The 9,153-nt window shown below is 68.9% G+C and carries 8 protein-coding genes; 2 read left to right on the top strand and 6 right to left on the bottom strand.

Annotated elements, in window-relative coordinates:
• From AB7O82_RS34560 to AB7O82_RS34540, 5 genes are all read right to left on the bottom strand, one after another.
• The coding region (locus AB7O82_RS34560) for a ketopantoate reductase family protein (protein WP_428621483.1) at nucleotides 1-914 on the bottom strand (914 nt) is incomplete at its 3' end.
• A gap of 10 nt (nucleotides 915-924) precedes the next feature.
• Nucleotides 925-1,692, bottom strand: coding sequence for an alpha/beta fold hydrolase (locus tag AB7O82_RS34555; RefSeq protein ID WP_428553952.1), 768 nt, complete (start codon nucleotides 1,690-1,692; stop codon nucleotides 925-927).
• 262 nt (nucleotides 1,693-1,954) lie between these two features.
• A complete protein-coding gene (locus AB7O82_RS34550; RefSeq protein WP_428553949.1) occupies nucleotides 1,955-3,838 on the bottom strand; it encodes an alpha/beta hydrolase domain-containing protein in 1,884 nt (627 codons plus the stop codon).
• Nucleotides 3,839-4,264 carry a VOC family protein gene (locus AB7O82_RS34545; RefSeq protein WP_428553947.1) on the bottom strand — a complete coding sequence of 142 codons (426 nt, stop codon included), beginning with the start codon at nucleotides 4,262-4,264 and terminating at the stop codon, nucleotides 3,839-3,841.
• A gap of 18 nt (nucleotides 4,265-4,282) precedes the next feature.
• On the bottom strand, nucleotides 4,283-5,485 hold the full coding sequence (locus AB7O82_RS34540; RefSeq protein ID WP_428553945.1) for an acyl-CoA dehydrogenase family protein: 1,203 nt from the start codon (nucleotides 5,483-5,485) through the stop codon (nucleotides 4,283-4,285).
• 732 nt (nucleotides 5,486-6,217) lie between these two features.
• On the opposite strand from AB7O82_RS34540, the gene AB7O82_RS34535 reads away from it, so the two are divergent.
• The gene (locus AB7O82_RS34535; RefSeq protein WP_428621481.1) at nucleotides 6,218-7,075 is read left to right on the top strand and encodes an isocitrate lyase/PEP mutase family protein; all 858 of its coding nucleotides are present in this window, start codon (nucleotides 6,218-6,220) and stop codon (nucleotides 7,073-7,075) included.
• A gap of 145 nt (nucleotides 7,076-7,220) precedes the next feature.
• Here the strand turns inward: AB7O82_RS34535 and AB7O82_RS34530 are convergent, their stop codons facing one another.
• On the bottom strand, nucleotides 7,221-8,480 hold the full coding sequence (locus AB7O82_RS34530) for an MFS transporter (protein WP_428621480.1): 1,260 nt from the start codon (nucleotides 8,478-8,480) through the stop codon (nucleotides 7,221-7,223).
• A gap of 420 nt (nucleotides 8,481-8,900) precedes the next feature.
• Here AB7O82_RS34530 and AB7O82_RS34525 point away from each other — a divergent pair.
• The coding region (locus tag AB7O82_RS34525; RefSeq protein WP_428621479.1) for a hypothetical protein at nucleotides 8,901-9,153 on the top strand (253 nt) is incomplete at its 3' end.

Genomic DNA, 9,153 nt, shown 5'->3' with positions numbered 1-9,153 from the left:
CGGCCCTTGCGGATGTCCTGGGCCATCGACGGGCGCTGGATGTCGGCGCGCGGGTTGGGGTTGATGTTGGAGCCCGGGCGCATGATCGCCTCGATCTCGTCGAGCGCCGCCGTGTCGCCCTCCGACGCCCTGGCGAGCTTCTCCGGCTCCAGCTTGCCGATCTTCTCGATGTGGTAGCCCAGCGCCTGGCCGACCCGCACCGCCTCGCCGCCGAGCTTGATCGAGAAACGGCGGATGGCGTCGTTGCGGTCGCAATCGCTGCCCGTGAGGCCGGTGGCCGCGGACACGCCGTTCTTCATGCCGTTCTGGCAGAGCTTGGACCAGCGCTCGCCCCACAAATTGGTCGTGGTCTTGGCGCTGTCGATGCGGCCCACCATGTCGCGCAGCTCCTCGACGCGGCTGGTGATGCGGCCGTGCACCTCGCCGACCCGGAACACCGTGTGCCTGTCGCCGCCCTTGGCGACGGTGCGGCGGATGCGGGCGGGCTCGAACATGTCGACCGAGATCAGCGAGGCCACCATGCCCACCGTCTTGCCCCAGCCGACGACGCCCGCGATGCGCTCCTCGTTCAGGCAGTTCTGCAGCGACACCACGAAGCCGTCGGGCGCCAGATACTGCTTGATCAGCGCCGTCGCCCATTCGGTGTCGTAGGACTTCATCGACACGAAGGCGATGTCGATCGGCTTCTGGCGCGACAGGTCCTGCATCTCGGTGAGATGCATGGTCTTGGCGTTCCTGACCGTGATCTTCTCCTCCGGCGTGACGCCGTCGAGCTCCAGCCCGTTCTTGCGGATGGTCTCGATGTTCTCCGGCCAGAAGTCGATCAGGGTGACGTCCTCGCCCGTATGGGCGAGCCAGCCGCCGACATATCCGCCCAGCGCGCCGACGCCGACGACCGCAATCCGCTTGCCCATCTTTCCCTCCTCAGGCTGCCGGCAGCTTGGCGAGGAACGCCTCGACCGCCTTGTTGAACAGCGCCGGCTGATGCAGGTTGGCCGCGTGGCCGGCGTCGGGAATGACCACCTTGGTCGCTCCCTTGATCTTCGCCGCCATGTAATCCGTGGCGGCCAGGAAGTTGGTGTCGTTGGCGCCGACCAGTACCAGCGTCGGCACGGCGACCTTGTCGAGCGACTGGATCACCCGGTCGTTGTCCTGGGCCAGCATGCCGCGGGCGGCGCGGGCGAGGCCCGAGGCGTCGCGATGGCGCGTCAGCTTGACCTCGTCGGATGAATTGAGCGCCGCCAACCCCTTGGCCTCGAGGTTGGCCGCGCGCTGCTTCGCAGTCTCGTTCCACTTGGCGCGCGCCTCGTCCTTCTTGAAGCCCGGGCCGGTGTCGAACAGCATCAGCGCGCTGACCCGCTCCGGATGGCTGGCGGCGAAGGCGAGCGACATGTAGCCGCCCAGCGACAGGCCGGCGATGATCGCCTTGTGGGCGCCGGCGAGGTCGATCAGCGCCTTCATGTCGCCGACGGTGAGCGCCTCGGAGTAGCGGCCCTGGTCGGCCGGGTAGTCGGACTCGCCGTGGCCGCGCATGTCCCACACGATCACCCGGTAGCGATCCTTCAGGGCGGCGATCTGGCCATCCCACATGCGCGCCGTCGAGCTGTAGCCGTGGCTCAGCAGCAGCACCGGGCCGGTATTGCCGTGGATCTCGTAGTGGATCCCGACTCCGTCGCGATCGAGTTTGGGCATAGGTCCTCCGTTAGTCACTCCTCCCCAGCGAATCTGGGGAGGTGTCGCCGTATTGCGGCGACCTGCCTTCGCCGAAGCGAAGCCGCTTCGGCTTCGCGCAGGCAGGCGGAGCGGTCATGGTCTTCTGGACCGCGGGCGTCTCGCCCGCTCTTCATCATGAGCGGGCGGGACGCCCGCGGTCCGCATGATTCATGACCCCTCCGCCCCGTATGACGGGGCACCTCCCCCGATGACGGGGGAGGAGAATGAGAATGCGATCTTCTCACGGCGCCACCCGCGGCTCCTTGGCGGCGCGTTCGCGGTAGCGCTCGGCGTCCTCGGGCAGCAGCAGGCGGTCGGCGAGCAGCGACGCCACCACCGCCTCGACCCTCGCCTGGTAGTCGGCGCCGCTCTTGTAGCGCTCGGCGATCGCGGGCCGCGGATCGCCCGCGGCCTGGCGCGCCGCCGCGTCGACGGCAAAGGGCAGGCAGCTGCCGTCGCGGTCGGCCAGTTCGCCGGCGGGATAGGGCGGCTTGTACTCGTTCCAGCCGGTGTAGGTGGCGAGCGGCACGGCGATGTCGGGCAGGCGAATGCCGGCCGCCTCGTTGCCGTCCGCATCCACCTTGCACACCAGGGTGCGATAGGCCTTGGCCGGCGGCGTGGGGTTGACCCAGTCACCGGGTGGCGCCACCTGGTTGGTGACCTTGACCACCGCGGCACCCGGCACGGCTGGGAAGCCGGTCCTGTCGGCCTCGACCAGGGTGCCGTCGGCCAGCGTCGGCACGCGACTCGCCGGCGGCGCTTGCCCCGAGACCACCCAGGCGTCGAGCGCCATCAGCAGGGCGCGCACCGCTGGCATGGGGTTGTGCGGATTGCGCGGATTGACGTTGGGACCGGCGTCGGTCGTCGCTCCGGCGCGGCCGCCGTGCTGCGTTCCCGCGATCATGTAGACGCGCGAATGGTCGGGCAGCGTCACGTCGGTCGTGCCGAGCGGATCGGTGTGCAGCAGCGAGGCACCCTTCTGCCAGTACTCGGTCGAAGTATTGGTTTCGATCAGCTTGGGATCGCTGCCGTCGCCGCGGAACAGCGAGCCGCTCTTCCCCGTCAGCGGATCGCTCTGCATGGCCGTCGAGAACGGAAACGCGTTTTCGGGAAAGAAATGATCCTCGTGCTGCGTACCGGTGCGTGCCGGCTGGCCGAACGGCGTGTTGAAGAAGATGCGGCCGACACCGGCGATGTGCGAATGGATGCCGTCGAAGACCTTGCGACCCTGCTCGTCGCGATTGAAGCCTTCGGAGATGTGATTGCGCAGGTAGCGGCCCGCCTGCGAGAAGCCGATGGCCAGCGCGTGGCTGATCGGCCCGCCGGTGACCGCCAGCGCCGCCGCGTCGTAGCGCAGCCAGCTCACGACGTCGCGCGTCGCGGCGAAGCCCAGCCCAAGCACCTTGGGGTTCGTGGCCTCGTAGTGGAACTCGTAGATCCAGCCCGGCCTGGGCTTGCTGCCGTCTCGCAACTTGATCGAGCGCGCATCGACGAACGACCACTGGTTCAGCGGCAGCTCGCGCGGCTCGTCGCCGGCGCGTTCGCGCATCGTCAGCCGCGCCCGCGGCTGCTCGAGGCTCGCCGCCTCGCAGGAGAGCTTGAAGGTTTCCAGCGCACCGCCGCGCGTGCCCGAGACGAACTCGTCACGCACCTTCTGGACGATCGGCCGGCCGCTGTCGGTCGCGACCGGCGCCGTGAGACCGAGCCCCATGTTGGCGCGCGGCGCGTCGGGGTCCCAGCCCGACCACACGATGGTGTACCCCTGGCGCAGCGGAAAGCCGTTGCCGACGTCGGCCATGGTCTTCGGATCGTTAACGCCCTGTGGGCCGTCGGCGATGTAGCCGAACAGCATCTTGCGGCCGCGGTTGTTGACCTCGTAGAGGATTCGGCCATTGCCGCGCGAAAAATCCTTGGGGCGCAGGATGAAGATGTCGGTGGTGTACTCCACCTTGCCGCTGGCGTTGCGCGGCGCCTTGTCGATCAGGGCGATGCCCCTGTTGCCGGGCGCGGCGGGATCGACCTCGCCTTTGGCCTTGCCGACTACGCGCTCGTAGGCGCCGACCGCGCCGAAGGGAGCGCCGTCGGCCAGCGGCTCGACGCGCTCGATCTCGAGAGAGACCAGCACTTACGCCTGCGCCGCTTTCTGGACTTCCTCGGGCGGAAAGTTCAGCTCGACGCCGACCCCGTCGGGGTCGTGCAGGAAGATCTGGCCGGCGCCGGTGCGCGGCACGATGTTCTCGCGGAACTTGACGTCGTGCTGCTGCAGCCGCTGGCGCACGCCGGCGAGGTCGGTCGCGGCAAAGGCGATGTGATCGAAACGGCCGGTGTCCTTGAACTTCTTCCGGGTGCCACGCACCGTGATGCCCTCGCGCGGCTCGCGCGGCCCCAGCAGGTGCACTGTGGGCACGCCGCCGGAATAGAGCCAGTAGCCCGGGAAGCCGAGCGGCGGGCGATCGCCGTTCTCGAGTCCCAGGACGTCGCAATAGAAGTCCTTGGTGCGCTCCAGGTTGGAGGGCTCGATGGTGTAGTGCTGCAGGACGCCGAGCGGCATGACGCGTCTCCCGTACGATCAGACGAAGGTGAGGTCGGCCTCGGCGCCCATCATCCAGGCGCCGACGGTCTCGAAATGGGACAGCCGTCCCTGGAGCTGCTGCGTGACGGTGTGAATGTCGCGGAAGCGGCGCTCCAGCGGATGGCTCTCGAAGATCGCCGTCGCACCGGCGGCGTTGTAGGCGAAATCGACCGCCTCGCGCGCCTGGTGGATGGCGTTGGTCGAGGCCATTCGGATGGCGAGCCGCTGCTCCATGGAAAGCTTGCCGCCGCCCGAGATGTCACGCCAGATCCCGGCCACCGTCTGCAGCAGGAAGGCGCGCGCCGAGCCGATGCCGACCTCGGCCTGGGCGAGCTGGGTCTGCACCACGGCGTTGTCGCGGATCGGGTTCCTCTTGCCGCGCGGGATCTTGTTCTTCGCCACGTCGACGAAGCTGTCGAGCGCGCCGCGGGCGATGCCCAGCGCCACGCCGGAGAAGCCGACCTCGTAGCAGGTCATCGCCGACATGCGGTAGAGCGGGCCGCTCTCGCGGCATTCGCGCTCGAAGTCGCGGGTGATCGAATGGGCGGCCGGCACGAAATGGTCGGTGAGGGCGAACTGGTCGCTCGCCGTGCCGCGCAGGCCGACGACGTTCCAGATGTCGGTCCATTCGACCTCGTCGCTGCGCACCAGGAAGGTGCGTTCGACCTGCCGGCCTTCGGCATCGAGCTCGGGCGTGCTGCCGTCGGCCCGCCAGATCGGGCAGTGCGCGCCGAGCCAGGTGGCGTGGCGGCCGCCCGAGGCGAACGCCCACGTGCCGGTTACCCGATAGCCGCCCTCGCAGGCGATTGCGCGGACCCGCGGGCCCGGACCCCAGGCCAGCACGGCGCGCGGATCGTCGCCGAAGATCGCCTGCGCCACCGGCGGGTCGAGGTAGGCCGCCGACATGGCGCAGCCGCCGGCCTGGCTCAGGCACCAGGCGGTGCTGGCGTCGGCGCGGGCGATCGTCTCGATGCAGCGGAAGAAAGTGACGGGATCGGTCTCGATCCCGTTGGCCGAGCGCGGCAGCAGCAGGCGGAACAGCTCCGCCTCGTGCAGCTTGTCGAGCAGCGCCGCCGGCAGCCGCCGGCCGTCCTCGATCTCGTCGGAGAGGGCTTCCACCGTGGGCCGCAGCGCCTCGGCGCGCGCGATCAGGACCGGATCACCGGCGAGGTCGGCGGAAGACGGGTTTGTCGTATCCAAGATCTGCCACTCCCTTGGCGCGGCCGTCAGGCGCGCACGGCGCCTGGCTCGCGATCGTTCTGCTCGTTCGCTTTGCCCCGGGTCTCGAGGCCGCGGAAACAATAGACCACGCCGGCCGTCGCGAACCAGCAGCGGCGCACGCATGGCGCCCGCGCCAAAAAGGCTACGCCCCAGCCCGTGAGGTCGCCAAGCGTTTGCCGGCCGCCGGTTTGCCCGTCGAAACGGCCGCTGCATTGCAGCTTTCAAGCTCTTCCAGACCGCGGGCGTCCCGCCCGCTCATGGGCTCGAGCAAGCGCGAAGCTCGCGGTCGGGAGACACATGAGTGATGAGCGGGCGGGACGCCCGCGGTCCGAAAGAGCCATGACCCGTCCGTCGCGTCTTACGCCGGCGGAGGGGTCATGGTCATGTGGACCGCGGGCGTCTCGCCCGCTCATGGGCTCGAGCAAGGGCGAAGCTCGCGGTCGGGAGACGCATGAGTGATGAGCGGGCGGGACGCCCGCGGTCCGGAAGTGCATGACCCGTCCGTCGCGTCTTACGCCGGCGGAGGGGTCATGGTCATGTGGACCGCGGGCGTCCCGCCCGCTCATGGGCTCGAGCAAGCGTGAAGCTCGCGGTCGGGAGACGCATGAGTGATGAGCGGGCGGGACGCCCGCAGTCCGGAAGAGCATGAGCGCCGCGCCTTGAGCTGCTAGAACGGCGCCCTTGGAATGGACCTCGAGGGGAGACACCGTCATGAACTGGACCGACCGCCGCCGGCGCTTCCGAGCGATTCTCGCGGGCGAGCGCTGCATCCATCCCGGCTCGGTGTTCGATCCGATCTCCGCCCGCATCGCCGAGGATCTCGGCTTCGAGGTCGGCATGTTCGCGGGCTCGACGGCATCGCTCACCGTGCTGGGTGCGCCCGACCTGATCGTGCTCACCCTGTCGGAGTTCGCCGGCCAGGCCTATCGCATCAACCGCGCCGGCAACCTGCCCCTGATGGTCGATGCCGATCACGGCTACGGCAATGCGCTGAACGCCAAGCGCACGGTCGAGGAACTGGAGACGGCGGGCGTCGGCGGCCTCAGCCTCGAGGACACCGACCTGCCGACGCCGTTCGGCACCACCAAGCCGCGCTTGGTGCCGATCGCCGAAGGCATCGGCAAGATGAAGGCGGCCCTCGCCGGGCGGCAGGATCCGGCGCTCGCAATCGCCGGCCGCACCAGCGCCATCACCATCAGCGGGCTCGACGATGCGATCGCGCGCGGCCAGGCCTACGAGCAGGCCGGCGTCGACGCACTGTTCTTCGTCGGTGTCCGCACGCGGGCCGAGCTCGACGCGCTCTCCGCCGCGACCCGCCTGCCGCTGATCCTGGGCGGCGTTTCGGGCGAGCTCACCGATCGCGACTATCTCGCCGCGCGGCGCGTGCGCATCGCCCTGCAGGGGCATCAGCCGTTCGCCGCCGCGGTCAAGGCCTTCCACGACACGCTGAAGGCGCTGCGTGACGGCACGCCCCCCGGCAAGCTCACCGGCATCGCCGACGCCGAGTTGATGAAGCGCGTCACCCGCGACGCCGACTACACGCGCTGGACGAAGGATTTCTTGGCGTAGGCTCATTGCTGGGAGCGCGCCACTCCGATGGCGCTCGTGCTCTTCTGGACCGCGGGCGTCCCGCCCGCTCAAGAATCATGAGCGGGCGGGACGCCCGCGGTCCGCATGAGCGCCATCGGAGTGGCGCGCTCCCAGCAATGAGCCTTCACCGACTCAAGGGCCGCCCCGCCATCTCCGGCATGCGCAGCGTCGCCAGAAAGGCGAGGAACGCGGTCGCCATGATGTACCAGGCCGGCGCAAAATCGTCGGCGGTGCGCGTGACCAGCCAGGTGGCGACCCAGGGCGCCGTGCCACCGAACAGGCCGAGGCAGAGATTGAAGGCAATGCCGCTCGCGCTGACGCGGACGCGCGCCGGCACCAACTCGACCATGATCGGCACAGTGAGCGACCAGCCGATGCCGTTCAGCAGGGCGAAGCAGAGCTGCGCGAAGACGACCCAGGCCAGGCTCGGCTGGTGCATCGCCCACCACAGCGGCCAGGTGGCGAGCAGGCTAGCGATGGTGACGAACAGCATCAGCGGGCGCCGGCCGTAGCGGTCGGCCAGGTGTCCGGCCCACGGCGCGACGACGACCTGCAGCACCAGCGCCAGCGTGGTGATGTCGAGCGCCTGGGCGGTCGAGAAATGCATCCGCTCGACCAGGTACGACGAGGCGTAGACGAAGCACATGTAGAAGGTGACGGCGACCGGCAGCACCAGGCAGACGATCATGCCGATCGTCCGGTAGTGATGGCTGAGCGCCTCGAGGACGGGCAGCGACGCTGTCCCGTCCCGCGGCAGCGGCGAGTCCTCCAGGCTGCGCCGCATCAGCAGGACGTGGACGGCGATCAGCGCACCGAGGAAGAAGGGGATGCGCCAGCCCCACGCTGCCATCGCCGCCTCGCCGAGCAGCGTGCTGACCAGGGCGCCGACGGCCGATCCCGTCAGGAACCCGAGATTGCACGCCGCCATCACCCAGCCGCCGACCAGGCCGCGGCGATCGGCCGGCGCGCGTTCGACCAGCAGCACCGCCGAGGTGCCGTACTCGCCGGCCACCGAGATGCCCTGGATGCCGCGCATCACCAGCAGCAGCACGGCGGCAGCGGCGCCGATCTCGGCATGGCCCGGCAGCACGGCGATGCCGAGCGTGGCGGCGCCCATCAGCATCATCGACAGCATCAGGGCGGGCTTGCGGCCGATGCGATCGCCGAGATGGCCGAACAGCACGCTGCCGAGCGGGCGAGAGAAGTAGCCTGCGGCCATCGCGCCGTAAGCCGCCAGCAGCGAGGCGACGGGATCGTCGGAGGGGAAGAATACCTTGCCGATCAGCGGCGCCAGAAAGCCATAGACGGCGAAATCGTACCATTCGAGGACGTTGCCGACCGCGCCGGCGTAGACCTGCCTGTGCTCGAGTCGTTGGCTCAGCAACGGATCCCCCGCGATTGATCCGCCGTCCGGACCGCGGGTTTTCTAGAGCACATTCCGTTCGGCTGGAACAGCCACACGAGCTCGTGCCTGTTGCAGCGATTGGCCCAAGCGCTCATGCGGACCGCGGGCGAGACGCCCGCGGTCCGCATGAGCGCCACTGGCGTGGCGCGCTAGTGGCGCGCTCCCGACCATGAGCCGCTGGTTCACAGCTTGATCACTGTCTTGCACCGGCCGCGATCGCTACGGTCCGGGGTACTTCCAGACCATTCCAACAACCGATGAGCTTGCATTTGCCCACGGTGAGCGGTGTTGCACGAGCAGCTTGAGACGCACTGAACGAACGGCGGCCGCGAGGCGTCGATCTCACCAGGTTGGGCGAGCGGGGGGTTGCTTGCGAGTCGATGACTCGAGGATAGAAGCATGCCTGTCGCGTTCCAGAGCCAGCAAGTCATCAGCGGTGTTGCCAATCCAACGTCCTTGCAGTTCGGTCCCGACGACCGCCTGTATGTCAGCCAGCAGGATGGCCTGATCAAGGTCTACGACGTTACCCAACCCACCGCGGGACAGTGGGCCGCGGTCGAGGTCGAAACCATCGACGTCATCAAGAACATTCCCAACCACAACGACGACGGCTCGTTGAACGCCGCGCTTGCCGATCGGCAGGTCACCGGTC

The sequence above is a fragment of the Reyranella sp. genome (genome assembly GCF_050185545.1).
Classification (GTDB): domain Bacteria; phylum Pseudomonadota; class Alphaproteobacteria; order Reyranellales; family Reyranellaceae; genus Reyranella.
The sequence above is the reverse complement of the archived record's forward strand: the minus strand, read 5'-3'. Positions and strand labels throughout refer to the sequence as shown.

What these genes read in the sequence shown, in the direction of transcription:
- AB7O82_RS34545 (WP_428553947.1), bottom strand. Translation starts at nt 4,264, where the DNA reads ATGCCGCTCGGCGTCCTGCAGCACTACACCATCGAGCCCTCCAACCTG.
- AB7O82_RS34535 (WP_428621481.1), top strand. Translation starts at nt 6,218, where the DNA reads ATGAACTGGACCGACCGCCGCCGGCGCTTCCGAGCGATTCTCGCGGGC.
- AB7O82_RS34555 (WP_428553952.1), bottom strand. Translation starts at nt 1,692, where the DNA reads ATGCCCAAACTCGATCGCGACGGAGTCGGGATCCACTACGAGATCCAC.